The organism is Ruegeria sp. AD9 (genome assembly GCF_056542305.1).
In genome coordinates, this window is sequence record NZ_JBQFZP010000010.1 from 13,914 (window position 1) to 39,218 (window position 25,305).

Annotated in this window: 19 protein-coding genes; 12 read left to right on the top strand and 7 right to left on the bottom strand. The window is 56.1% G+C overall.

What is annotated here, in order from left to right; all coding sequences use genetic code 11:
• Nucleotides 1–166 precede the first annotated feature (166 nt).
• From ACR0AM_RS14500 to ACR0AM_RS14535, 8 genes are read left to right on the top strand one after another with little or no spacing between them, the layout of a single operon-like run.
• The gene (locus ACR0AM_RS14500) at nucleotides 167–1,237 is read left to right on the top strand and encodes a polyamine ABC transporter substrate-binding protein (protein WP_480623285.1); all 1,071 of its coding nucleotides are present in this window, start codon (nucleotides 167–169) and stop codon (nucleotides 1,235–1,237) included.
• Nucleotides 1,238–2,170 (top strand): ABC transporter permease, encoded by a 933-nt coding sequence (locus tag ACR0AM_RS14505; RefSeq protein WP_480623286.1) that lies wholly within the window; start codon nucleotides 1,238–1,240, stop codon nucleotides 2,168–2,170.
• On the top strand, nucleotides 2,170–2,952 hold the full coding sequence (locus ACR0AM_RS14510) for an ABC transporter permease (RefSeq protein WP_480623287.1): 783 nt from the start codon (nucleotides 2,170–2,172) through the stop codon (nucleotides 2,950–2,952). Before ACR0AM_RS14505 ends, ACR0AM_RS14510 begins: the two co-directional genes overlap by 1 nt.
• Nucleotides 2,953–2,996: 44 nt before the next feature.
• A complete protein-coding gene (locus ACR0AM_RS14515) occupies nucleotides 2,997–4,010 on the top strand; it encodes an ABC transporter ATP-binding protein (protein WP_480623288.1) in 1,014 nt (337 codons plus the stop codon).
• Between the two features lie 24 nt (nucleotides 4,011–4,034).
• Nucleotides 4,035–5,321 carry a glycosyltransferase gene (locus ACR0AM_RS14520; RefSeq protein ID WP_480623289.1) on the top strand — a complete coding sequence of 429 codons (1,287 nt, stop codon included), beginning with the start codon at nucleotides 4,035–4,037 and terminating at the stop codon, nucleotides 5,319–5,321.
• Nucleotides 5,318–5,683 carry a cupin domain-containing protein gene (locus ACR0AM_RS14525; RefSeq protein WP_480474662.1) on the top strand — a complete coding sequence of 122 codons (366 nt, stop codon included), beginning with the start codon at nucleotides 5,318–5,320 and terminating at the stop codon, nucleotides 5,681–5,683. Before ACR0AM_RS14520 ends, ACR0AM_RS14525 begins: the two co-directional genes overlap by 4 nt.
• Nucleotides 5,680–6,024, top strand: coding sequence for a cupin domain-containing protein (locus ACR0AM_RS14530; protein WP_480474664.1), 345 nt, complete (start codon nucleotides 5,680–5,682; stop codon nucleotides 6,022–6,024). Before ACR0AM_RS14525 ends, ACR0AM_RS14530 begins: the two co-directional genes overlap by 4 nt.
• A 34-nt stretch (nucleotides 6,025–6,058) precedes the next feature.
• Complete coding sequence (locus ACR0AM_RS14535; RefSeq protein WP_480474665.1) at nucleotides 6,059–7,576, top strand: aldehyde dehydrogenase family protein; 1,518 nt, start codon at nucleotides 6,059–6,061, stop codon at nucleotides 7,574–7,576.
• A 382-nt stretch (nucleotides 7,577–7,958) separates the two neighbouring features.
• Here the strand turns inward: ACR0AM_RS14535 and ACR0AM_RS14540 are convergent, their stop codons facing one another.
• On the bottom strand, nucleotides 7,959–8,819 hold the full coding sequence (locus ACR0AM_RS14540) for a LysR family transcriptional regulator (protein WP_480623290.1): 861 nt from the start codon (nucleotides 8,817–8,819) through the stop codon (nucleotides 7,959–7,961).
• A 141-nt stretch (nucleotides 8,820–8,960) separates the two neighbouring features.
• On the opposite strand from ACR0AM_RS14540, the gene ACR0AM_RS14545 reads away from it, so the two are divergent.
• The gene (locus ACR0AM_RS14545; RefSeq protein WP_480520122.1) at nucleotides 8,961–10,268 is read left to right on the top strand and encodes an aminotransferase class I/II-fold pyridoxal phosphate-dependent enzyme; all 1,308 of its coding nucleotides are present in this window, start codon (nucleotides 8,961–8,963) and stop codon (nucleotides 10,266–10,268) included.
• Between the two features lie 41 nt (nucleotides 10,269–10,309).
• Here ACR0AM_RS14545 and ACR0AM_RS14550 read toward each other — a convergent pair whose 3' ends face one another.
• Genes ACR0AM_RS14550 through ACR0AM_RS14570 form a run of 5 tightly spaced genes read right to left on the bottom strand, consistent with a single transcriptional unit; the run spans nucleotide 10,310 to nucleotide 16,076 of the window.
• A complete protein-coding gene (locus ACR0AM_RS14550) occupies nucleotides 10,310–11,329 on the bottom strand; it encodes an Ldh family oxidoreductase (protein WP_480623291.1) in 1,020 nt (339 codons plus the stop codon).
• Nucleotides 11,330–11,340: 11 nt separating this feature from the next.
• Nucleotides 11,341–11,970, bottom strand: a complete 630-nt coding sequence (locus tag ACR0AM_RS14555) for a DUF3726 domain-containing protein (RefSeq protein WP_480520120.1) — start codon at nucleotides 11,968–11,970, stop codon at nucleotides 11,341–11,343.
• The gene (locus ACR0AM_RS14560; protein WP_480623292.1) at nucleotides 11,967–13,655 is read right to left on the bottom strand and encodes a hypothetical protein; all 1,689 of its coding nucleotides are present in this window, start codon (nucleotides 13,653–13,655) and stop codon (nucleotides 11,967–11,969) included. The genes ACR0AM_RS14555 and ACR0AM_RS14560 overlap by 4 nt, the downstream gene beginning before the upstream one ends.
• 4 nt (nucleotides 13,656–13,659) lie before the next feature.
• Nucleotides 13,660–14,634 (bottom strand): membrane dipeptidase, encoded by a 975-nt coding sequence (locus tag ACR0AM_RS14565; protein ID WP_480520116.1) that lies wholly within the window; start codon nucleotides 14,632–14,634, stop codon nucleotides 13,660–13,662.
• Nucleotides 14,634–16,076 (bottom strand): aldehyde dehydrogenase family protein, encoded by a 1,443-nt coding sequence (locus ACR0AM_RS14570; protein ID WP_480623293.1) that lies wholly within the window; start codon nucleotides 16,074–16,076, stop codon nucleotides 14,634–14,636. The genes ACR0AM_RS14565 and ACR0AM_RS14570 overlap by 1 nt, the downstream gene beginning before the upstream one ends.
• Nucleotides 16,077–16,179: 103 nt before the next feature.
• Between ACR0AM_RS14570 and ACR0AM_RS14575 the strand changes: the two genes are divergently transcribed.
• From ACR0AM_RS14575 to ACR0AM_RS14585, 3 genes are all read left to right on the top strand, one after another.
• Nucleotides 16,180–17,085 carry a LysR family transcriptional regulator gene (locus ACR0AM_RS14575; protein WP_480474676.1) on the top strand — a complete coding sequence of 302 codons (906 nt, stop codon included), beginning with the start codon at nucleotides 16,180–16,182 and terminating at the stop codon, nucleotides 17,083–17,085.
• A 96-nt stretch (nucleotides 17,086–17,181) separates the two neighbouring features.
• Complete coding sequence (locus ACR0AM_RS14580) at nucleotides 17,182–20,457, top strand: ATP-binding protein (RefSeq protein WP_480623294.1); 3,276 nt, start codon at nucleotides 17,182–17,184, stop codon at nucleotides 20,455–20,457.
• A gap of 20 nt (nucleotides 20,458–20,477) precedes the next feature.
• Entirely contained in the window at nucleotides 20,478–21,641 is a 1,164-nt protein-coding gene (locus tag ACR0AM_RS14585; protein WP_480474678.1) for a hypothetical protein, read from the top strand.
• Here ACR0AM_RS14585 and ACR0AM_RS14590 read toward each other — a convergent pair.
• Complete coding sequence (locus tag ACR0AM_RS14590) at nucleotides 21,638–25,237, bottom strand: flavoprotein (RefSeq protein WP_480623295.1); 3,600 nt, start codon at nucleotides 25,235–25,237, stop codon at nucleotides 21,638–21,640. The genes ACR0AM_RS14585 and ACR0AM_RS14590 overlap by 4 nt on opposite strands.
• Nucleotides 25,238–25,305 lie beyond the last annotated feature (68 nt).

The window sequence follows — 25,305 nt, forward strand, 5'->3', positions numbered from 1 at the left end:
TTCGTCATGCTTAATTAATATACAATAAAAACGGTACTTTAAATGTTTTCACCGGGCCACACAAAAATGATTCAAAAAATTGTTGAGTTTTATTTAATCAAAAAATACCGTGATTGCATCACATATCTCGCCCCAGAAGCGAGCGCGGATGTCAAGGGAGGAAGACATGACCAGCAAGTTCACCAATTCGTTCCGTTTGCCATTTGCTTGGCTCACAGCCGGGGCGGTTTGCGCTCTCAGCGTATTCGCCGGAGCGGCCCAAGCAGAAAAAATCGTGATCTCGAACTGGGACGGTTACATGCCGCCGGACCTGCTGGAGAATTTCACCAAGGAAACCGGTATCGAGGCCGAGCATTCGGTGCATGGCACCAACGAAGAAATCATGGGCAAAGTCGTAGCCGGTGGGGGCAAGGGCTATGACGTTCTTTTCGTCTCGTCGCCATTTGCCGAAGCATTAAACAACTTGGGGCTGGTGGCTGCTATCGACCACGATAAGGTTCCGAATGCGTCCAACTTGTATGACGAAGCTAAAGAGCTGGCTCATGATCCGGGCAACAACTATTCAATGCCATACGCTTGGGGCACGACGGGCTTATGCTACCGGTCAGACCTGATGGCAGAGCCGACTTCGTGGAATGATCTGCTCAAACCCTCTGACGACCTGAAAGGCAAAGTGACAATGCTCTCGACGGATCGTTGGCTGATGGGAGCTGCCGCGCTAGCCCTCGGAAAGTCGCTGAACGATACGTCGGATGAGACGTTGGCGGCTGCAAAGGACCTGCTGGTTGCGGCGAAGCAGGATCTGCTGGCCTACGACGATGCAACTTTTTATCTGAAGTTGGTATCGGGCGAGGCAACGATGGTTCACGCCTGGGATGGCTGGTGTAACTACGGCATCGGTGAGAACGCAGACATCAAGTATACGATCCCATCAGAAGGATCGGATCTGTGGGTAGATGCGCTAGTCATCACAGATGCATCTGAAAACAAAGACGCGGCGCATGCCTTTGTGAACTATGTCTTGGGCGCGGATGTCGGTGTCTGGGTTGCCAGTAATATCCTTTACAAAACGCCGAACAAGGCTGCGATGGCGGCGCTGGACCCGTCCTTGATCGAAACCTTCCCGAACATGGGAATGTCGCCTGCAGACCTTACCAAGTACGAGCAGTTGCGCGATCTCGGCAATGGCCAGAAACCCTTTGCACGTACCGTGACCGAAGTTATGGCCGCACAATAAGTGATCAAACCCTCAGCAAAACCCGACCCGAACAAAGGGTCGGGCCGATACGATATCACTCCACAGATTGCCAAGTATATGACCAATCGACTGAAATCGGTGATCTTGCTGGGGCCGGGCCTGGGTTGGCTTGCGCTTCTTATGGTGGTGCCGTGTGGTCTTATTTTTACCTATGCGTTCTTTGAACGCGGTATCTATGGCGGCATCGACTACGTCTTTACGTTTGAAAATTTTGTGCGGGCCGCCGACCCACTATACCTCGGAATCTTCCTGCGCTCGGCCAAGATTGCATTTCTGGCCACCATAATCGCGATCCTCATCGCCTATCCGGCGGCCTATGCCATCACGCTGGCACCGCGCCGTTGGCAGACCGGTTTGCTGATCTTGGTGATCCTGCCGTTCTGGTCCAACTACCTAATCCGCACTTACGCCTGGATCGTGATGCTGAACCGCGAGGGCTTGATCAATAATACTCTCCAGAGGGCAGGCTTGATCGATGAGCCGCTGTCTCTGCTTTATAACAATTTCGCGGTGATCGTTGGACTTGTCTACAACTACACCCCCTTTGTGGTTCTGGCGATCTATTCATCGCTGAACCGCATGAATGTCGAAACCATAGAAGCCTCGGAAGATCTTGGAGCGCCCGCTTGGATCACTTTCTACCGGGTGATACTGCCACAGACCGTTCCCGGCATCGCGGCAGGTGGTGTTTTTGTTTTTGTGCTGTCGATCGGCAATTTCATAACGCCCGATTTGCTTGGTGGCGGGCGACTTCAGATGGTTGGAAACCTGATCTATGACCAGTTCCTGAGCGCCCGCGACTGGCCGTTCGGAGCAACGCTGTCGATGTTCCTGATTGCGATTATGATGGGGCTTTTGTTCGCACAGGCGGTATTGGCCAATCGCGCAGCGGGACAGAGAGGGCAGGATTGATGCGGGGCCGATTCAACATGGGCCTGAAGCTGCACCTGGTATTGTTTTATACCTTTCTCTATGTGCCGATCCTCGTGCTCATGGCGCTAAGCTTTAACCGGGCCGGACTTCCAACTGTATGGACCGGGTTTTCGTTGGAATGGTACAGCAAGTTGTTTACCGCGGATCCAATACTGTCGGCGGCGCGCAACACGCTAATCGTGGCCTTAATCTCGACCGTTCTGGCGACAATAATCGGCACGCTTTTGGCGGTCGGGGTCGAGACACGGCGTAATTCTTCAGTTCTAGACGCGGTTCTGTTCGCGCCGATGATCATCCCGGACATAGTTTTGGCCATCGCGCTGTTGTCCTTTTTCACTCTGCTCAACATGACGCTCGGGCTTCATTCGATCATTCTGAGCCATGTCGTGTTCAACATTGCGTTCGTTGTCGCCGTGGTGCGAACGCGGATGCGCAATTTCGACCATTCGATACTTGAGGCCAGTGCCGACCTTGGGGCCAGCGAATTCACCACCTTTCGTCGCATTCTGCTGCCCGCCATCGCGCCGGGGGTTATCGCCGGGGCGCTGTTGTCTTTCACCCTGTCTGTGGACGAATTCATTATTGCCTTTTTCACCGCCGGTGCCGGGCAATCCTCGACCACATTGCCGATGCAGATTTACGCAATGATCCGCTTTGGCGTAACGCCGGAAATCAATGCGATGGCTACCATCGTCATGTTTGTATCGTTCACGCTGGTCTTCTTCGCGCAGCGTGCCGACAAAGAGGTTTTCAGCCGATGAACCAAGCGATTCAACTCAGGAATATAACCAAGAGATACGGTTTGGTGACTGCGATCGACAACGTTTCGCTGGATATTCGCGACAACGAGTTCTTTGCACTTCTGGGCCCATCGGGTTGCGGCAAGACCACTCTGTTGCGGACACTGGCCGGGTTCGAAACACCACAGGAAGGACAGGTAATCGTTGCCGGGCAGGACGTGACAAATATACGCCCCAGCAGGCGGCCCCTGAACCTGATGTTCCAGTCCTATGCCTTGTTTCCTCACATGAGCGTCGAAAAAAACATCGCCTATGGGTTAGAAATGGAGAAATTGCCCAAGGACGAAATTGCAACGCGAGTGGCCGAGGTTCTCGAAAGTGCGAAACTTTCGGGCTTCGCCGGGCGCAAGCCGGATCAGCTTTCCGGTGGGCAGCGACAGCGGGTTGCTTTGGCGCGCGCGCTGATCAAAAGGCCAAAGGTCCTGTTGCTGGATGAGCCCCTTTCAGCTCTGGACAAGAAACTGCGAGAAGAGATGCAGCTGGAGCTCAAACGGTTGCAGCACGAGGTAGGGATTACATTTCTGATTGTGACCCATGACCAGGAAGAGGCCCTGATTATGGCCGACCGGATCGCGGTCTTGCATGACGGTAAGCTGGCGCAGGTCGGTACTCCTCACGAGCTCTACGAACAACCCGGATCGCGCTTTGTTGCAGATTTTATCGGCGTGATGAACTTTCTGGATGGAAACGCCGTCGACGGCGGTGTCGATGTCGACGGGGTGGGAATGCTGAGGGGTGTTTCCGAGCTGCGCGGTGCTGCCACAATTGCTGTGCGCCCGGAACGGGTCAGCCTGATGCAGACCGCCCCTCAAGATGGACGCAACTGCCTTCCCGGCATTGTCGAAGAAGTCGCCTATCACGGGTCAGACCTGGGTGTGCATGTACGCGTTCGCGGCGGGAGGAGCATCCTTTCCGCCCGTGTGCCCGCTAGCCAAGCCGACCGTGAAAGTATCCAGCCGGGTCAGGATGTCCACTGCGTATGGGACGCCAAACATTCCAGCATCCTGCCCAACTGCTAAGCCAAATCTAACCGGAGACCTACAATGTCACAGAAAACCATCGCCTTCTTCCCCGAAGCTGCCTTTGGCCCTGCGCTGAATTCGGTTGGCATCGCGCAGGCCTGCGAGAAACTGGGCCATAAGGCCGTATTTCTAAGCGATCCCGGCTTTGTCGAGGTATATGAAGGTTATGGGTTTGAGGCGCATCCTGTTGCCCTGTCCGAGCCGATGGAACCCGAGGCGATGGCAAAGTTCTGGGAAGATTTCATCAACGGTCACATCCCAAATTTTCGCAAAAGCCCGATTGACCAGATCGATAACTACGTAAAGGATTGCTGGGAGGCGATCGTCGACAGCGCAAAATGGGCGCAAAAAGATCTGCCCGAGGTACTGGCAAAAATCAAACCAGATATGATCTGCGTGGATAATGTCATTATGTTCCCAGCCATCAAGCAGTTCGGCGTACCGTGGGTGCGGATCATCTCATGTTCCGAAAACGAAATCCCAGACCCGATTGTGCCGCCGCACTTATCGGGCTGCCGGGTGGATGACCGCGAGGGCATGAAGGCCTATGAGGCATATTTCCACGAGGTGATCAAGCCGATCCATGACGACTACAACGCGTTCCTGGCCAGATGCAACGAAGACGCCTATCCGATCGGAGAGTTTTTCGAAGCGTCGCCCACAATGAACCTTCTGCTTTATCCTGAGCCGGCAAAGTACGAAAGGCAGAACCCACTGGACCCGAACAGGTTCCAGTATCTCGAAGGTTGCGTGCGCGAAGAAGAACCCTTTGAGGTGCCAACGTTTAAGTCCAACAATGACAAACCACTTCTCTATGTATCTTTCGGGTCGCTTGGCGCAGGTGACACCGACCTGCTAAAGAGGATCATTTCGACCATTTCCAAGTTGCCCTACCGGGCGCTCGTAAATGTCGGGGATTACATGGACGAATACACAGACATTCCCGACAACGTGCACATACAGAGCTGGTATCCCCAGCCTTCGGTAATTCCACAGGTTGACGCGGTGATACATCATGGCGGTAACAACTCGTTCACCGAGTGCCTGTATTTCGGCAAAGCAGCAATCATCATGCCCTATGTCTGGGACGGCCACGATAACGCCACTCGTGTTCAGGAAACAGGCCACGGGTTCGGGTTTCACCGATACGACTGGACCGATGATGAATTGGCTTTTGCACTCGACAAATGTATCAACGATCCAGGAATGCAGGCGAAGATGGCGGCAACCTCTGCTCACATGCAGTCACGGCATGGTCCGACCAAGGCAGCTGGCATTCTCGACGACATCCTGAAAGCCGCGGAATGAGCAGCGCCCCGCATCTTTCCGAAATCTCGACCCGCACCGACCTTACGGACTGGGGGTTACAGCCGGACATGATTGAAGGCCAGTCGCATTCATCGGGCTTGCTGGTTCACAAAGGCCCGGACAATCGGCCGGAGATCGGCGCATGGGTCTGTACTCCAGGCCGTTGGCGCCTAACGATCCCGCGTGACGAGTTTTGCTATTTTGTGCAGGGCCGCGCGGTGTATCGGTCGGATGCAGGCGAAAGCATCGAAGTTACGCCCGGAACGGCCGTACTATTCCCCGCCGGTTGGGTAGGGGAATGCACGGTCGTGGAAACATTGCGCAACACTTACTACCTAACGGATCGCGAACCTGAATCATGACCACGCCAAGTATGCAAAACCCGCTCCAGCAGACTGACCTTGTCGATTGGGGGGTAATCCCGACGATGATTGAAGGGCAATCCCGCACGTCGGGAAAGCTGATCCACAAGGGGCCTGACGGCCGGTCCGAATGCGGCCTTTGGGTCTGCACTCCCGGTAAGTGGGAATGTCACGTCACCAAGGACGAGTTCTGCCACTTTCTGGAAGGCCGCTGTACCTATGTCCATGAAAACGGAGAGGTAATTGAGATTACGCCCGATACGGCGGCCTTTTTTCCGCAGGACTGGAAAGGCGTATGCACTGTCCACGAGACGGTCAAGAAAGTGTACATGATCCGCTAACGGCGCAATGCCTGTTAAACAAGGGGGCTGCCCAATGCGTGACCCGTTCAAATCCAGCTACTACCTAAACCCTAGGCATGTCCTATTGGAGGGTAGTGGGACCACGCTGGTCAACCCGTCTACCTTGCAGCCCGTCGGGGTTTTTGGTGAACCGTCGCCGCAGATCGTGGACCAGGTTCTGGATCGGGTCAATGCGGCGCAAAGGAAATGGTCTGCAACGGACTGCAAGTCTCGCGCGCGGGTATTGCATCAGATCGCCAACGAGATCGAAAGCGGCGACATGACTGAGGTCGCCCGTTTGATGACATTGGAAACGGGCAAACCTTACCCTGAATCGATCGGCGAGATTGCGAATATCCCGCCGGTTTTCCGGTACTATGCCGAGATGGCGCGCAATGACGCGGGCAAGATCGCGGGCACCATGCAAACTGGATCTTTTCAGTATCAGACATACGAGCCCTACGGCGTGTCCGTGCATGTGGTTCCATATAATTTCCCCCTCATTCTTGGCTGCTGGTCGATGGCCGCATCACTTGCGGCAGGTAACGGTGTTGTGTTGAAAGCCTCACCCGCAGGAACTTTGTGCACGATGGCGTTCATGGAGTTTTTTCAGGCGCTGCCACAAGATCTTATTGCTTGCGTGCCGGGCGGGGCAGACGTGGGTAAACAGTTGATTGCCAGCCCCAAAACCCATGTGGTCGCCTTTACAGGGTCCGTGCCGACAGGTCGTGCAGTCGCAGTGGCCGCAGCAGAGAGTTTAAAACCGGCAATTATCGAGGCTGGCGGGAGCGATCCACTTATCGTCAGTAAACACGCCGACATCGCGGTCGCTGCTGCCGGAGCAGTGACTGCTGCCTTTTTGCAGTCGGGTCAGGTTTGCACATCGTCTGAACGGATTTTTGTGGTCGAAGATGTATATGACGATTTTGTCGACGAGTTCGTGGCCAGAACCCGGAAACTGCGCATCGGCGACGGCATGGGGGTGGCGGAAATTGGACCTCTGGCCTCCAAGGAAGCGCGAGATAAGGTCGTGCGGCTGGTACGCGATGCAACGGAGAAAGGCGCGGTGGTTGAGGTAGGAGGCTGTATCCCGGATGACGTAGGGCCAGGTTGGTTTTTCGAACCAACGATCCTGACCGGCGTGACGGCGGACATGTTGCTAACTCAGGAAGAGGTCTTTGGGCCGGTCGCTTCGGTCATTCGGGTTAGCGACTTTGACCAAGCACTTGAACTGGCAAACGCGTCGCAGTTCGGCCTTGGCGGATGCCTGTTTACCAGCGACTTGGAGGAGGCATTTCAGGGGGTGAATGAACTACAGGTGGGGATGGTTTGGGTCAACAACCCGCTGGTGGACAACGATGCTTTGCCTTTTGGCGGCATCAAGAATTCCGGACTTGGACGCACGCTAGGCCTTCAGGGACTCGAGGCATTCAGGCGATCCAAGATGGTCGTGATCGACCCGAAGGCGAAGGAGGCGGACTGGTGGTATCCATATCCCGACGACTGGTTCTATTCTGATGACGTACAAGGCGGGAGAAAGCACACCGGTTAGGGTGATCGGTGCGACATGATCGACTCTACAAAGGATGATGAGCTAACGGGAGGATAGTCGCGCCAACCGGAACTGCAAAGTCTATTTTAGAATGTCCGGTTCGGGCAGTCCGCGGCCCTCCGGCACAAGCGGGCCAATGGCTGGAAAATCCGCAAGACATCTTCAGCGCTTTTCTACTGTGGGTCTTCCATCCGTCCCAATAAGGTCATTTATCTAAACAACCGGGAATGTGTACAGTTGGTCCGTTAGATTAATAGTTCCTCTGACGTTCGACATAGGCCAAATCCGGCTCCCGCAACCAGGTCGAATAATCTCTACACAGGCAGTTCAGACTACAATTGATCCACTCGATCAATTGCTTAACGTCCTCATCTCGTCAGCCTCATAAACCGAAAGTCAGTGGCTTCGGTCGACGGGACAACCAGGCAACAATCTGGTCCGTTTCCAGTCTCCTGCGCGTGCGTTGTGGCAATTGAATCACCAGTCCTCGGTTGGTTTGAAACGACTTGGTATGCGCAACGATCAGCTCGCCCGTGGCCAGGGCGTCTTCGATCAGGCACAGATGTCCCATCAGTATTCCTGCGCCCGCCTTGGCTTCCTCTACGGCCAGACTGTAGAGGGAGAATTGAGCACCACCTTTGGCATTATGCAGGTCATAGCGAGAGTGCTGGGCCCATTTGGTCCAATCTTCACTCCACACCAGATCGTGCAGCAACGGTAAATCCCGAAAACCGTTTGCGCGGCATATTTGGTCCTTAAGTGTCGGGGCACAAACCGGCACGATTTCGTCCGGGCAAACAACCACCTGATTTGCCGTGTCGTTCGGTGGAGCGAAGAAGATTGACAGGTCGAACAGTTCGCGCCCAAGGCTCGGCGGCGCTTCCAGCGCTGTGACGGAAAAACTGATGTCGGGAAAATGAGATCGGATCTGGCGTAGCCTTTTGGGGAGCCAGAGTTGAGCAATGGCCGGCAAGGCAGCGATATGAAAATCTGCATTGGGTTTAAGGTTGCGCAGCGCCTGGGTCGCGTCGGCCAATTGGTCAAAAGCCCGGGTAAATCCAGCAACCAGCGATTGCCCCTCGGGCGTGAGTTCTACGCCTTGTGCGTTGCGTCGGAAAAGGGGTGCACCGGCCCAGCCTTCCAGCGTTTTGATGTGTTGCGAGATGGCGCCCGGTGTGACGTTCAACTCTTCGGCCGCGGCGACAAAGCTGATGTGGCGCGCCGCCGCCTCGAAAGCGCGCATTGCGTTCAGTGGGGGCCCTTTGGGGCGCTTTGGGGAAACGCTCATCATCATAGCCTTAGTTTTTCTACGCCAAGAAATAACAATTCTGCTTTGCGAAGTCACGCAGCAGCGGCCACAGTGGAAGAAACAGGAGGATGTCAGATGACACTTGCACATAGAGACTGGGTACCCGCCGCAAGCGAAACGCTGGTTCAGAGTATCTCAACAAAGACAGCATCAGCATCGTCCGGCGACCTACTGGGCCGGATCGCGCATCTGGCAGAGAAAAACCGCCGCATTCACGAGAAAGAGTGTTTCAACCTCAACCCCGCGACAAATGTCATGAACCCCAAGGCCGAGGCGCTTTTGTCGTCGGGTATCGGATCCCGGCCATCGCTGGGCTATCCCGGTGACAAATATGAAATGGGGCTGGAAGCAATCGAAGAAATCGAAGTCATCGCGGCCGAGCTTTGCGCAGAGGTCTTTGATGCCCGGTTTGCAGAGGTTCGCGTGCCGTCGGGCGCAATTGCAAATCTTTATGGTTTCATGGCGACCTGTAAGCCAGGGGATACAATCATCGCTCCGCCTGCAACGATTGGCGGCCATGTGACCCATCATACTGCGGGCTGTGCAGGGCTGTTCGGGCTGCGCACGATCGAGGCTCCGGTAAACACAAAAGGTTACACCGTCGATCTGGACCAGCTGCGCGATCTGGCGCGGGTTGAGCGCCCCAAGCTGATTACGATCGGCGGAAGTCTGAACCTTTTTGAACACCCTGTTGCCGAGGTGCGGGCCATTGCGGACGAAGTTGGCGCGAAAGTCATGTTCGATGCCGCGCATCAGTGCGGGATAATCGCGGGGCGTGCATGGTCGAACCCGCTGAATGAGGGCGCGCATTTCATGACCATGAGCACCTATAAAAGCCTTGGTGGACCAGCAGGTGGATTGATCGTGTCGAATGATGTCGACATCGCCAAAGCATTGGATGCCATTGCTTTTCCCGGGATGACGGCCAATTTCGATGCCGCCAAAACGGCCGCGCTTGCGGTTACGATGCTGGATTGGATAGATTTTGGCCAGGTGTACGCAAACGAGATGATTGCACTGTCAAAAGCACTTGCCGCCGCGTTGGATGCGCGGGGCGTTCGCGTTTATGCGGGTGCGGAAGGCTTCACCAATTCGCATCAATTCGCAGTTCTGGCAGATCCCTATGGCGGAGGGCAGGCCGCATCAAAGAAACTTCGCGAAAGCGGGTTCCTTGCGTGCGGCATCGGATTGCCTGTCAAGCCGGTTGAAGGGGACTTGAATGGGTTGCGGATCGGCACTCCTGAATTGGTTCGCTGGGGCATGACCTCTCAAGATGCCGAGCGCCTCGCCGATTTGATCAGGCGAGGTCTGGACGGCGAGCCTGTTGCTTTGGAAGTCTCTGCCTGGCGCAGTGAATTCGACACGCTGCATTTCGTGAACTAGGCGCAAGCGGCCACCACAATCGCCCGGTCTGGTGGCTGCTCTTAACTGTTTTCCTGAATAATCGCCTCAATTCTGGCCAATGTAGCAGAGTTGACGGCGACACCTTTTTGACCTGCCGCAAGGCGACATGCACGGCGCCCATCTCCGGGCAGGTGCGCGCCGTCCTGATTTCTGATCGACGCGACCAAGTCCGAAATTGCGTTTGAAAACAGTCCATTTGACGAAACCGCAGGATCAATAGCGATGAAGAACTGCCCGGTTTTCGGTGGACCCCCGACCGTCCCCGAGAACGGAGAGGCATGCAGCCCAAGTGTAGACCCCGTCAAAGCTGCCGCCATGATTTCAGTCAGCAAAGCGATACCCACACCTTTGTATCCGCCGGATGGGGCCATGCTTCCTTTCAGACCGACATTCGGGTCTGTTGTCGGGTTTCCATCCGGGTCCAGCGCCCAGCCGACCGGAATGGCTTTGCCTTCTCTGGCGTGTTTCATCACTTCGCTTTTGGCGATGGTGCTGGCGCTCTGGTCGATCAGCAACGCGGGTTGTCCGTCTGGACCCGGTACCGCAACAGAGAACGGGTTGGTGCCGACAACGGGCTTCGATCCACCCGAAGGAGCAATGGATGCAGGTGCATTTGTGAATCCAAGACCAACCAGACCCGCCTGCGCCAGTCGATACGTGTGATAACCCAACACACCGCAATTGTAGCTGTTGGTGATCGCAAGAGCCGCGATGCCCTGTTCGCGTGCCGCCGTGGTTAATGCTTCGAAGCCCAGGTCAATGGCTGCATGTGCGAACCCGGTCGCAGCGTCTACACGGATAAGGCCGGGGCGCGGGGTTTCCAGCGTCGGTACTGCCTGACCGTCGACCTTCCCGCATTGTACATGTTCACAGTAAATCGGGATATAAGCCAGGCCGTGGCTGGCCACCCCATCCGCTTCGGTTGCCGCCGTGGCCACGGCCAGAGGGCGCGCGTTTTCTTCACTTGTGCCAGCGGCAACCAACGCGGTGAAGGACAGCTTTTCGATTTCGGCAAGCGACAAGGTTTGGGTCTCGGTCATCTGATGATCCTTCAGTCATTGTCCGACAGGCCGGAACCAGCGCCAAGCAGTCGGGATTCTTCGGTTGCAGGGGCATATGTACGGTGCGCCATGGAGTTGAGGATCCGCCACACCTCTGCATTTGGAGCGGCACGGCTTTGCAGAGGACGACTGTTTTGAATGTGGCCGCCCTCAGTTATCTCAACATGATCAGCGCGGTCTAAATTGCAGTCTGCGCAGCTTAGGTGAAAACCATCAGTTATCGCAAAAAACCCGTCAAAGGTGACTTTTACTGTCGTTCCCAGTTTTTTGGCCCCCGCAGCGACAAAGGGCAGCAACAGCAGCGGTGCCGCGAGATTTGAAATCGAAATGGTGCCATGGGACAGGACGGTCGGTGAATCCGATATCGCAGCTCCGGTCATCAGGGGGCACAGGTCTTGTTGGCCAACCCATACTCCGTTCTGAAGCACAGGAATGTGGCGTTCCAGACAGGGCGCATATTCACGTTTGAGCAGTTGGGCCAGAATGGCGGGCCCGTCGAACCCTTGGGCGCTTAGCCACCGGGTGGCTTTCGCAGCCTCTTCCGCCACGCCCCAGGCATATCCGGCCCCACGGGTTGCGCGTTTGGCTGTTGCTTCGACTTCGTTCAATGAAAAGGTCATTGCGCAACCTCCGGATAAACCCACAAATCTGCGTTCGCGGTATTTAGCTCATCGGGGTAGGGGGCGCCGGCATACATGCAGATGCGGACCCAGCGATCTGAACGAGGGTCGAAATGCGTCGCGCCAAAGAAGGATAGTTTTGCGCGCAACATATCGATGGGCATCACATTCGCGCCGATTGTGTTGTCATGGATCTCACCATATGGCGCGACACGGCTGATTTGTGCCCGGCGTACGGTGTGGCGGTGCTCAGGGTGGCGCATAAGAAACTCTGCTATCGGCGCATCATCCGGCCACTCTTGCAAAGCCTTGAAAGCCAGTGCCGCATCACGCGCGGGCGCGAGCGGTTGTTCATAGTCTGCAATCGGTTCTTCAAACCGTTCACCCAGTCGGGGTTCCAGTTTCTCTTCGGAAACGTACCAGGCCCGCGCGCAGTTTTTCGGATCACTCCAATCAAGGTCCAGCGCCCAGTCAAAGCTTTGGCGGATCAAGTCGCGCACATCGGATACCCGCATCGCTCCATCAATCACCTGTGCAGCCGCATTTGTGTCCGCCATGCAGCTAGACAGCCCGTCCACGACATCTCCGTAAGGCTCAAGGATCAGTGAGGCCAGCAACTCCTGGCCTTCTTCGCTGAGCGCAGTTTCAGACCATCGGATCAAGCGATCCCACGGATGGTCTTGTGTCAGGTCGTCCGTAGCCAGGAGTGCGCTGATTGAATTCAGGTCGCCCTTTAGCGCAGCGAGTTTTTCAACCTGTATCGGGTGTTCAGATTGCCACCACGTGATTGACTGTTTGCTGCGCGCGAAAACGTCGCGAAAGACACGCGCGTCTTTTCCGGTTGCTGTCTCAATTGACCGCACGCGCGAGATGGCCTCTTCCCGCGCCATGATCCAGTTGTTGAACAGAACGGGATGGTTCACGATGAACGGCGCCATTCCCAAACCTGTGGAATTGCCGATGCCCAGCCAGCGTGCGATTTCAGGATCAAGCGCGGCGGTCTGACCCCCGCCTTTGACCTGTGCCATAAATTGCACCAGATCGCGTACAAAAACTCGGGTCAGATAGACTGACAGCATTTCGATCTGGAAGGGACCACTGACCTCATTCCGGTCCGCCGTTTTCTCACGATCCGCAGCGCCGAATTTGCCCGACCCGTAAACAGCCGTGGTCCTCATCAGATAGCCGACCTGATAAATCTGTTCCAGGTCCGGTTGCTGGCCCGCAGCCAGACGATCCACCACATGAGCCCAGAGTCGCACGGAACGGTTGGCGCGTGACAGTGACAATTCGGTTTCGCTGACACGCCCTGCCTCTTGAAGCGGTACGTTCAGGGACAGGCGATCAATGTCTTCTGGCGTCGGGATGCCATCAAACAGCGCAAAGGTGGCGTCCCACGCTTCGGCAATAACCCGGTCTGACCGTTGATCGGCAGGCAGGTCATGGGCAAAGGCGACCAGCGAATAGGCGCGATCGGGGCCTTGCGCGGTATAGACCGCATGGCCGACACCTTTGTCGTCAATTTCAAATGCAGGGCGCGAAAATCTCCATTTTTCATCGGCCATGCGGCGTGTCAGTTGCCGCATAAAGCTGAGCCGACATTGGTGTAGTGATCCCAGTCGTGACAGTCGCATGACCATAGCGGGGTCACGTCTGGCGATCTCTGTCTGCGCGTGTGGTTCCATTTGGTTACCTTTGTGGGACGAAGTTCTCGGCAAAGAACCGATACCAGTTCCTGCCCATGATCCCGGCCACTTCGTCATCGTTCAGGCCGGTCGCGCGTAACCCTTGTTCGATGTTTCCAAAGTCTCGGTTGTCCTGAAACCAGCCCGGCATTGGTGGAAACCCCGGGGCCGAGGCCGAGCCTTCGCCATAGTCGATTTCTTTTGTCCACCGCCCCACACGCATCCATTCAACGACGCTGTCGGGCTGATCCTGACACAGGTCAGTGCCGATCCCCAGATGACTGGCCCCATATTTGTCCGCAGTGCGGGCAATCATCTCGCAAAAGCTCTCCAGCGTGCAGTCGGACTTGTCCTTCAGGTGGTGAGGGTAGACCGAAAAACCCAGCATCCCACCGTTTTCAGCCACGGCGCGGATGACATCATCTCGCTTGTTGCGCAGGGCCGGGGACCATTCGTGCGGATTGGCATGTGTGATTGCGATGGGCCGGTCCGAAATCTCAGCCGCTTCGATTGTGGACCGGTCTGCCGAATGGCTCATATCCACCACAAGGCCCACGCGGTTCATCTCTTTGATCACCTGCTTGCCCATTCGGGTGATGCCTGTGTCTTCGGCCTCATAACAACCGGTCGCCAGCAGGGATTGGTTGTTATAGGTCAGTTGCATGAACCGCGCGCCCAAATCGTGCAGGATTTCAACCAGCCCGATATCGTCTTCAATGGGCGACGGGTTCTGAAACCCGAAAAACACGGCGGTCCGGCCTGTTTCACGGGCTGAGTCAATATCGCTGGCCCACCGGCCCTTCATGATCAGATCCGGGTACTGCTCGAACCAACGGTTCCATTTCTCAAAATTCAGAACCGTTTCGCGGAAGTTCTCATGATAGGAGATGGTGACATGGATCGCGTCCACGCCCCCTTCGTGCAGCTGGCGGAAGATCTTCTCCGACCAGTTGGCATATTGCAGGCCGTCGATCCGCATCAGACCGGGCCTGCGCTGATATAGGCGGTTTTGACGGTTGTATAGAATTCGGCTGCCGCCTTGCCTTGTTCGCGCGGCCCGTACGAGCTGTCGCCCCGGCCACCGAATGGTACGTGGTAATCGGTGCCAGCGGTGGGCAGGTTAACCGTCACAACACCGGTGCGCGCGTTGCGGCGGAAATGGGTGGCGCGGGCCAATGATTTGGTCACGATGCCTGAGGTCAGGCCGAAATTGGTGTCGTTGACCACGCTCAGCGCCTCGTCATAGCTGCCGACCTTGATGACGGATGTAAGCGGTGCGAACATTTCTTCGCGGTTGATGCGCATGTCGTTGGTGGTGTTCAGGAACACGCCCGGCGACATGTAGAACCCGTCATGGGGCATCTCCAGGCGCTGACCGCCACAGGCCAGCTCGGCCCCTTCGGATTTGCCCAGGTCGACATAGGTGAGGTTTTCATTCAATTGCTGCTGGCTGACGACGGGGCCCATCTGCACGCCCGCTTCCAGCGCGTGACCCACTTTCATGGCCTGCGCACCGGCAACCAGTTTCTCGACAAAGGCATCATGGATGCCCGCGTGAACCACAAGACGCGACGAGGCGGTGCATTTCTGACCGGTGCCACCAAAGGCCCCGCCCAGAGCCAGCGTCACCGCCAGATCCAGATCGGCGTCGTCCATCACGGCCAGCGCGTTTTTGGACCCCATCTCCATTTGCACTTTGGTCAGGTTCTGGATTGCTGCGGCGGCGATACCTTTGCCTACGGGCACCGATCCGGTGAAGGAAATCGCATTGACCTTGGGGCTTTCCACCAGACGTTGCCCAACCGAACGGCCCGAGCCCATCACAAGGCTGAACAGACCTTTCGGAATATCCTGCCGTTCGATGATTTCAGTAAGGGCCACAGCCGAGGCGGGGGTGATGTTGGCGGGTTTCCATACAACCGCGTTGCCATAGCACAGCGCCGGGGCAATCTTCCACGAGGCCGTTGCAGTGGGGAAGTTCCACGGGCTGATGATTGCGATAACGCCAACGGCTTCGCGGCGCACATCCACTTCGATATCGGGGCGTACGGAATCGGCGTTTTCACCGATCTGGCGCAGACACTCGGCGGCGTAATAAGTGAAGAACTGACCGGCCCGGTAAACCTCACCCTTGCCTTCGGCCAGCGGCTTGCCTTCCTCGCGGCTCAGCAATGTACCCAGTTCTTCGGTGCGGGCCATCAACTCGTTGCCGATGGCGTTCAGGACGGCCTGTTTGCGCTCCAACCCGTAGGCAGCCCATTCGGTCTGCGCGACGCGCGCCTGATCCAGAGTCGCCTCAAGCTGATCGGCGCTGGCCTGTGTGAACATGCCAACCAGATCGCTTAAATCCGAAGGATTGCGGTTTTCAATTTCGCTTTCGCCCGCCAGCCATTCGCCGGCAATCAGGTTCAGTTTGGTCACGTCAGGCCCCAAATTCGCAAATTTCGATTTGGGTCAGGATGGAACTTTCGGTCAACATCAGTCAAACTCAATTAACTTTAGAAAACTTCAGAAAGTTTGAAGTATGGCGATGAAAGTCGAGATGCTGCGGTGTTTTTGTACCGTGGCCCAAACCGGAAACCTTGCCGAGGCTGCCAGCCGTCTGGGTCGGACACAATCCGCCGTCTCAATGATGCTGAAACAGTTTGAAGATCATCTGGGCAAGAAACTGTTTGAAGGTGAACGGAAAAATCACCTGTCGCCGCTGGGTCAGCAGGTTCTGGACCTTGCGCTCAAACAGGTGCGCGATTTTGATCAGACTGTTCTGAACATAGAAATGGCGGCGCAGGCGGAACATGGGTTGATCCGTATCGTATCCGTGCCGTCTGTGGGGGCTTTGGTCTTTCCCGCCTTGCTGGGACATATGGCATCACGCTTTCCCGGATTGAAGATCGAGTTGCGAGACGGGGATTCGCAACAGGTTCTGGACGCCGTTGCCGGGGATAAGGCGGATATCGGCATTGCATCCGGCCATCATCCCCTGAACGGGGTCAGTACCGAGCCTCTGTTTCAGGATCAGTTCGGACTCGTTGCAGCTTCTGATCATCCGCTTATGACACAGGCCAAACCGCCCGAAATCCGTGACCTGATGGCGGCACCCTTCGTGCGAAACGCCTTGTGCGACATCATTGAATCATCCTCGTTCAAAAAGATTCTGGACCGGGCCGAGGTTACTATTCACAACACGCACTCGCTGATCACAACGGTCAGGGCAGGCCAGTGGATCACGGTCCTGCCGCAGACCGTCGCGCAATTCATCCCGGACGCGGTCGCCTTTCGCCCGATTTCAGATTTGCCGGACAAGCGAGAGGTATACCTTTACCGTCGAGAAAGAGCCCGCTTCCGCGAGATCACCCAGGCCTGCTGTTCGTATATCCTGTCCAGCGGTTTCGGAAACACTGGCTTGGTGCAGGAGCCAGTTTTGGATTAACCCTGCTCAAAAACACAAATTAATTAGGTTCTAGCAGACTCGAAGCGGCTCACATGCTAGGTTCCAGGTTGAAGCGGGGGACTTCAGATGGGAAACATGTCTCAGGACCTTAGGGGCTGGCTGAGCGCAATTGGATTAAACGAGTACGCGCAGGCCTTCGCAGACAACAAAATCGATTTCTCCATCCTGCCTGATTTGACGGCCGAGGATTTGATCGAAATTGGGGTGACGGCCGTCGGTGATCGGCGGCGGCTGCTGCGCGCCATCGAACAGATTGATACCAGCCAAACATCAGCAGAGCCTGAACCTGCTGCACAGCTCGAGCCCGCGCGCCGACAGGTTACAGTGATGTTTGCCGATCTTACCGCATTCACGAAACTATCCAGTGAGCTGGATGCAGAAGATCTGCATGCGCTGCTGAATCAATTCTTCAGCAAAGTGGACAATGTCGTCGAAAAGTATGGTGGTCGTATAGACAAGCATATCGGCGATGCGGTCATGGCCGTTTTCGGAGCGCCGATTTCACATACCAATGACACCGAAAGGGCGGCGCGTGCTGCTGCCGAGATACATGCAGTTCTACCGACTTTGTCACCACCGCTTTCCTGCCACATCGGTATTGCGTCAGGTCAGGTCATTGCCAGTACGACCGGAAGTCAGTCGCATACAGAATACACTGTCACAGGGGATGGGGTAAATCTGGCGTCCCGTCTGACGGATATTTCCGCAGGCGGCGAGACTCTGGTTTCACATGACATTCAGCGCGCGTTGGGACCGCTATTCGTTGGCGAATCCCTTGGTGTGAAGGCCATCAAAGGGCTGAATGATCCCGTTGAAATTTGGCGTCTGGATCGATTGGCCCGGAACATTCGCACACGGCGTCATAAGTTCATCGGGCGCGAGCGGGAATTGTCGGTGTTTTCGGCCACATTTGACCGATGCAAACGCCACGGCAAGGGCGAAGTCCATGTGATTCTGGGTGAGCCCGGGATCGGGAAAACCCATTTGTCCGAGCAAGTCGCTGAACTGGCATCCGGCCAGTCCTACACGATCCACAACGGTGTCGTGATGGATTTCGGCGCGCGCGAAGGGCATTCGGCCATTCAGATGGTCGCCCGCAGCATTCTGGGTCTTGACCCGTCGGATGGCGCGAAAACGGGTGCCGCAGCGGCCAGGGACGCAATCGCCAGGGGCTGGGTGAGCCCCGCGAACGCCGCGCACCTCAACGCGCTGCTTGAGCTGGAGCAGGACGCCGGTCTGGCCGAGGTGTTTGCGGTGATGGACAACAAGACCCGCTTGCGCGGAAGGCGGCAGGTCATTGAAGAGTTGCTGTCGGCCAGCAGCCGGGAAGCCCCCCTGCTGATCCAGATCGAGGACATCCACTGGGCCTCGCCCGAGATCCTGGTGACCTGCTCTCATATTGCGGCGGCGACGCGGAATATCCCTTGCGTGTTGATGATGACCAGCCGGGTTGAAGGCGACCCGATTGACCGGGACTGGCAAATGGCAACCGATGGCGCGCCGGTGTCCAAGATGGAACTGGCGCCGATGGGCGAGGAACAGGCCAGACTGTTGGTCGAAGAATTCACGGCCATCGACCCCGAGTTGCTGGAAACCTGTGTCAAACGCGCCGGGGGCAATCCGCTGTTTCTTGAACAGTTGTTGCGCAATACAGATGTACTTACCCAACAAAGCGTGCCCGGCAGTATTCAGGGGATCGTTCAGTCCCGACTGGATGCACTGGATCGAACCAGCCGCGCCGCCATTCAGGCAGCATCGGTACTGGGGCAACGGTTCTCGGCAGAAGTGCTGAACTTCATTCTGGGTGAAGGGCATCTGGATACGACCAGCCTGATCCGGTCCGCGCTGGTCCGAGAGGCAGGGCCTGACCTCATGTTTGCCCATGCGCTGATCCGGGATGGATCCTATGCAACGTTGGTCAAATCCGAGCGTGCGCGCCTGCACAGACAGGCCGCCAAGTGGTTCGAGGATCGCGATGCGACCCTATGCGCACAGCATCTGGACCGGGCCGGGGCGAATAACGCCGCACAGGCGTATCTGGACGCGGCGGAGAAACTGATCCAGGCCTTCAGATTTGACGATGCCAGCCCATTGATCGAACGCGCTCTGGAACTGCCGTCCCCCGCAGGTGTCCGGTTCGATCTGCTTTGCGCTCGGGCTGAGACGCACAGGCTTCAGGGTCTGTCTGGCGACGCACTGCGTGAATTTCAGGAAGCTGCTCGCGTTGCCGAAACCGATGAGCAAATCAGCCGCGCGCATATCGGGCTCGCGCAGGCTGCGCGGCAAGCCAGCCTGTATCAGGACGCGCTGGAGGCACTCGATATGGCTGAAACGGCCGCCGAGCGTTGCAGGTCAGAGCGGGATGTGGCGCAGATCAATTATGTGCGCGGTAATGTCTTTTTCCCTCTGGGCCGGGACAAGGAAGCGCTAAGCGCCAATGAACGCGCCCTGACGCTTGCCCGCAAACTTGGCTCTGCCCGCCTCGAGGTTGGGGCGCTAAGCGGATTTGGTGACGCAAACTTCATGAATGCCACCATGAAGACAGCGACAGGCTTTTATACGCAAGCTGTTGAACGAGCGCGCGAAAAAGGGCTGGTCCGCGATCTGGCCGCCAATCTTCACAATCTCAGCGTCGCGCGCAGTTACACCGGGGACGTAGCACAAGGCAAGGCGGACGCCATTGAGGCCATCGAAGTCTCGCAAAGGTACTTTGCCTTTGTTCCGGAATGCGTTGCACAGACCTGCCTTGGCGTGGCCGAGACCTTTTTGGGCAACCTTGATCAGGCGCTGGAAGCGTTCAGTGTTTCAGCTGAAATTGCGGAACGCGTCGGTGCAAAACGCCTTGAGGCGCAGGCCCTTGAACATCTGGCCCGAACGCAGGTTTATGCCGGAAAGTTGGACCACGGTCGGGAAACAGGTCGTCGCGCGGTTGAAATCGCGCTTGAACATGGGCGGAACTTTGTAGGGCCCAAGGCCTTGTCGGCCCTGGCAATGGCCGAGTCCAACCCTGATGAGCAAACGCGCTTGTTGAACCTGGGGTCTGAGATCATTTCCGAGGGATGTGTGGGTCACAGTCACCTTCACTTTTACTCGGACGCCTGCGCCGTCATGCTGGCGCGCGGCGATTGGGACGCAGCAATTGAATATGCGGATGGGCTTGCAGCCTTCACGACTACCGAGCCTTTGCCAATGGTCGATTTATCCATTTGTCAAATACGACTTTTGGCTGAAAGCGGACAGCAGAACACTCCGCCAATACAACACGGGGGGTATGCCGATCTGGCAACGCAGTTTGCCGCTATGGGTATCACGCAATCCCTTCTGGGTTCAGTGGGGTTTCTGGCTGATTAGGTGACACGGCAGGAGGCTGAATGAGCGTTGAAAGAAAGGTGTGGCTGATTTCTGGCTTGTTGACCCTTGGGCTTGGGGGTCTCTTGCTCAAACTTTGGATCGAACTGAATCATTTTGAGGGTGATCCCACGCAACTTCCGGATCAGGCATCAGTGGACGCGTATCTGGAAAAACTGGATGCCGTGCCGGATTACCGCGTTAAAACGGGGATCTTCTTAAAATCATTCAGCTTTCTTGGTGCCAGCGACGTGCAGGTCACCGGTTACGTCTGGCAGCGCTACATCACAGGTGTTCATGATGAGATCCGTCCGGCCGAGGGTGAGATCGGTTTCCTTCTGCCGGAAGCGGTCGATACAGCAAACGGACTGATCGAAGAGGCCTATCGGCTGCCGCAACAAGATGGGTTGCTGATCGGGTGGTATTTTGAACAAACCCTTCGGCAGAGTTTTGACTACACCCGCTACCCCTTTGATCACAAAACGGTCTGGGTGCGCTTCTGGCCCGCATCTTTTGACATCAATGTTGCGCTGGTTCCTGACTTTGAGGCTTATTCCGCGACCGGCCCGGATGATATTTTCGGCATCGACAGTCAGATCGTGATGGGTACGTGGGAACGTGAGAACACCTATTTCGACTATAAGTTGTCAAGCCTGGATACGACGTTGGGCATCGCTCAGAACGCCTATCAAACCAACATGCCCGAGCTGCATTATAACTTTGTCATCAAACGCAATTTCGCAAACGCGTTCATCGTGCACATGGTCCCGCTGCTTGTCGTGACAATGCTGCTGTTTGGGGCGCTGATGACCGTCACGCGCCGCGAGGGGCTGGCCGATCGGCATGACTTCAGCACGTCCAGTGTAATCGGAACCTGCTCGGTTCTGTTTTTCGTGATCCTGTTGGCCCATGTGCAGCTGCGTGAAGGGTTCGCAGGTTCTCCTGTGATCTATATGGAGTCGTTCTTTTTCCTGATGTACTTCATGCTGCTGGCAGTTTCGGTCAATACATACCTGTTTGCGTCCGACGTTGAGACGTCGTTGCGGATCATCCACTATCGGGACAACCTTATTCCCAAGGCCGGGTTCTGGCCGTTCGTCCTGCTTTGTATGGTGGTGATCACGGCCTATAATCTCAGTTCCAAGGAAAGCCCAAAACCGCCACCAGTCAGCACAGCGGAAAACTAGATAGCCGGCTCGAATCCGGGCTTGGGTTCACCCTGAGCCATATCCAGCGTGTAGTCGCTGATGACATCTGATTTGCCGTCACGCCAGTTTTGCATGTACTTTTCAGGATCGGCGATCACATAGGCGTAGGCGGGTTTCATCACGCCATCCAAGATCACGTTGATCTTTTTGCGGATATAGACGTTCTTGGACGAGCCCGGACCATGATAACCTTCCAGCTTGTCCAGCTCGTGCAGGCCCGATTCCGTCACCCGGTAAACCTCTCCGCTTACTTGTTTGCCCATGCCCTGCTGATCGACAAGGGTCGCCATTCGGTGCAGGAAGCCACAGTTCGGATTGTCGCAGAACGGTTCATTTGGAACGATCAGGGGCATTGGTTGCCGCGTGCGGGCAGGCCCGACAAAGTCATTCAAGACCCGGCTGTGTGCCTCATGGTTCGGGAACCCCTGTTTCAGGGAGCCGTATGTGAAATACAGATAGGTGGGTTCCTGAACGGCAATAAAGGTTTCGTCACGGCCCTGTTCCGCGTCTTTTATCTTAAGGTTGTGGTCTCGCGCCCAAGCATCCAGCATGGTCCGTATCTCAGGGGCGATATCCATGCCCTGAACAAATTTAATGCACGAGGTTGCATCCATGCCTTTGGCGCGCAACAGGATGTCGACCATCCTTGGGGCTTTGTTCATCACAGCCACATGCAATGCCGTGAAACCGTGATCGTTGACGATATTGACGTCGATATCGCGGTCGATCAAATCCTGTGCCGCTTCATAATCTGGCTTGCCCAGATCGTGACCGCCTTCGTTCAATTCGCCTTCGCCGCCAGCCGCATAATGCAGCAATGAATCGCCGTGGGCTTCGTCAACAATATTGATACCTACGACACCTTCATCGATGGCGCGGAACACACGTTTCCATTCATTGATGTCATCGGCGGCGGCAGCCTCCCGGGCCCATTTGCACACGCGGTATTTCTGGTCGTCCAGTTCTTCGAATGCCTCGCCCAGTGCTTCCATGATCTGGTCAGGCGTGGCCATCATACCAATCCCCATCCGGCCGTTGGACAGGCGGCCCTCCCGAGGGCCTATGAAATCGATGCCCAGTGTCTTCAGCCTTGCGACATTGTTCTGGGTGGTGATGTTGTTCCACATATTCGTGTTACAGGCCGGGCACAGGATCACGGGCTTCTTCTGGTACTGCCACGCCACAAAGACAGAGGTCAGAAGGTTATCGGCGATCCCGTTTGCCACCTTTCCCATGGTGTTGCAGGTGATGGGTGCGACGATCACGCAATCGGCCCAGTCACAAAGCGCCAGATGCGACGCACGCACTGGCATGTCGAATTCCATGTAACGGAAATTCCATTCATCATCGTCGCGGTAATAGTCGTTATGGGTGATCTTGGCGTCGATCCGTTCAGCGCCGAAGTCCCGAAAAAACTTTTCAGCCGAAGTGGAAGGGATCAGTTTGACATTGTGTCCGGCGTCGACGATGCGCTCAACAAGTTCTGGTATCTTGTCTGCCGCCGATGACCCGCAGGCACAAAGCAGCACGTTGCGTTTGCCGCTGCTTACCTCGTTCATCACACCTTTGGGATAGCCGAACATGTTCTTATTCAGGCTGGGTGTCTCTTCAAGCTTGGAAACGGGAAGACCTGCTTCGATCATGCGGTCCTGAAGGTGACCTGCCTTGATCATGTCCACAATGTCTTCCAGCTTTTCGCCTTTGCTGATGCACTGGCCTTGGAAAAACAGGTAGGGAACTTTGGGTTTTTCACCTAAAGATATCAGCTGACGTCGCATCTTTATCGCGTTGGGGTCGCGACCGCCCACATCCACCTGCTTTACGCTGGTCGCACCGATGTTCGAAAGAACACTTCTGAGCATGTAGGACCACGGGTCTTCATCTTCATAAAACAGAACCATGGGGTTGTTCCGGATAATGCTGGCGACATCCCCGGGATCTTCGGGCGGCTCAACTGTTTCGATCACCAGCAAAGCCGGGTCCTCCAGATCGCGCAGGCCGCGGAAGATGTTGCCACGAGGGGCTTGCCAGACCTGTGACGTTGCGGGGCTCATGTCGACGATCGTCACAAGGTCGGCTGCTTCATCATATGCGATACACAGGCACCAGAATTCTTCGAGCAACGCGGTTTCCCGGTAAACGTTTACCGGCGGGCGGATGGCTTCGATCCCGGTTACCCGATTAAAGTCGATATTGATCATCAGGTGACGGTCCGTGTTGGCGTCCAGGCCCTGTAGTTGCATCTTGAACCAGTCTTCGGGGGTAAGGATCGATGTGTCCTCGCGCGTTCCGAAACTGCGAAGTGAACTGCTCAGGTGTATGTTTTCAGCCGCGTTCAGATATTTCTGGGCCATGTTGTGCATGTCCGCGGCCGTGGCCACCCGTGAGACAACATCCGTGAAAGAGGCTTCGGTGGCCCGCAGCAGCTCGTCTTCGTCCACCTTGTCATCGCCGTGAATGGCCAGGCTTTCCACCAACACACCTAAGGAGTTCATGTTCGGAGTGGCGCGGCGGAACAGGTTGCGCCGTTTCTTGGGGTCTTTTGCCAGATAGAGCGTGCTGTCGACATAGTTGCATCGTTGCTTGAATGTCTTCAGATGCGTCTTGACCGCGGCACGCGCCGAGAAGCGCAAAATGCCACGCGACCGCATCGAGGTTCCGTCACGGTCCGACATCGCCTTCCAAAGCCGGTCTGCGGTTGTAACCCAAAGCTTGCCGTATTTCTCAGGATGTACGTCCATCATGTGCACCAGCCCAGTGCTTGGGTTGCACTTGGCGATTACGGCAAAATGCCCGCCCGGCATATTCGCTTTGCCATGGGCGACGCCGACCTGAAAATTCGCCACCAGAATATCATTGTCACCACCCAGCCGGTTGGATTCGTCAATCGCATCCAGCAACAGCTGCACGTTTGTCGTGTCCTCGTCCATGAAATAGGCCTGAACCTGAACACTGTCCCGCAAGCCCTGCGAATGAATGTAGGTACAGGCGACGTCAAACAGCTCACCCAGTGAGATACCGTCATTGACGACGAAAGACGAAGGCAGCGCGCATTCACGGAAAATGTCGTTCACTTCGCAACTGAAGCCCAACGCGGACATGCTGAGGGCGGCAGCCGTCACGCTGCAACAATTGATCGGCTGCTGGAAGTTCTGCAATTGAACACTGACCAAATCGCCGAACATCGTGGCGAAGCAGGGTTGCCGGATTTCCTCTGGTATCTGACGCCAGTTCTCGCTGGACAGAAAAGCCACCCGCGATCCGTCCAGCGCGAGCGCTTCGAGGCTGACGGGAATGTCTGATATCTGAAGGTGCTCTTCATAGAAATAGTCACCGACATCCGCGCTGGCCAAAGGATTACCGTTCTGCCGCAGCTGAACCACACCGCGCAGAACAACATACATGCCGCTTGCTGGCAGAACCGTGTTGTCGGTCACCTCGATACATTCGAAATGACGGTTGATGACTGACGGGTCGGCAATCTTGGCCTCGCCCGGCAGAACCTTGTATATCAGGTTCCAGTCTGCGTCATTTGGGATATATGATCTGGATGTTTCAATTTGATCTATAAGCACAACTGTTCCCCCCGGAGTTGCGTTTCAAATGTCTAATTGCGGCCAGCAGGGGCTTTCGGGTTTTCGAT

Coding starts and splice junctions, on each gene's coding strand:
- ACR0AM_RS14500 (WP_480623285.1), top strand. CDS start 167: ATGACCAGCAAGTTCACCAATTCGTTCCGTTTGCCATTTGCTTGGCTC.
- ACR0AM_RS14510 (WP_480623287.1), top strand. CDS start 2,170: ATGCGGGGCCGATTCAACATGGGCCTGAAGCTGCACCTGGTATTGTTT.
- ACR0AM_RS14520 (WP_480623289.1), top strand. CDS start 4,035: ATGTCACAGAAAACCATCGCCTTCTTCCCCGAAGCTGCCTTTGGCCCT.
- ACR0AM_RS14525 (WP_480474662.1), top strand. CDS start 5,318: ATGAGCAGCGCCCCGCATCTTTCCGAAATCTCGACCCGCACCGACCTT.
- ACR0AM_RS14530 (WP_480474664.1), top strand. CDS start 5,680: ATGACCACGCCAAGTATGCAAAACCCGCTCCAGCAGACTGACCTTGTC.
- ACR0AM_RS14535 (WP_480474665.1), top strand. CDS start 6,059: ATGCGTGACCCGTTCAAATCCAGCTACTACCTAAACCCTAGGCATGTC.
- ACR0AM_RS14540 (WP_480623290.1), bottom strand. CDS start 8,819: ATGCGCGCTTTCGAGGCGGCGGCGCGCCACATCAGCTTTGTCGCCGCG.
- ACR0AM_RS14545 (WP_480520122.1), top strand. CDS start 8,961: ATGACACTTGCACATAGAGACTGGGTACCCGCCGCAAGCGAAACGCTG.
- ACR0AM_RS14550 (WP_480623291.1), bottom strand. CDS start 11,329: ATGACCGAGACCCAAACCTTGTCGCTTGCCGAAATCGAAAAGCTGTCC.
- ACR0AM_RS14555 (WP_480520120.1), bottom strand. CDS start 11,970: ATGACCTTTTCATTGAACGAAGTCGAAGCAACAGCCAAACGCGCAACC.
- ACR0AM_RS14560 (WP_480623292.1), bottom strand. CDS start 13,655: ATGGAACCACACGCGCAGACAGAGATCGCCAGACGTGACCCCGCTATG.
- ACR0AM_RS14565 (WP_480520116.1), bottom strand. CDS start 14,634: ATGCGGATCGACGGCCTGCAATATGCCAACTGGTCGGAGAAGATCTTC.
- ACR0AM_RS14575 (WP_480474676.1), top strand. CDS start 16,180: ATGGCGATGAAAGTCGAGATGCTGCGGTGTTTTTGTACCGTGGCCCAA.
- ACR0AM_RS14580 (WP_480623294.1), top strand. CDS start 17,182: ATGTCTCAGGACCTTAGGGGCTGGCTGAGCGCAATTGGATTAAACGAG.
- ACR0AM_RS14585 (WP_480474678.1), top strand. CDS start 20,478: ATGAGCGTTGAAAGAAAGGTGTGGCTGATTTCTGGCTTGTTGACCCTT.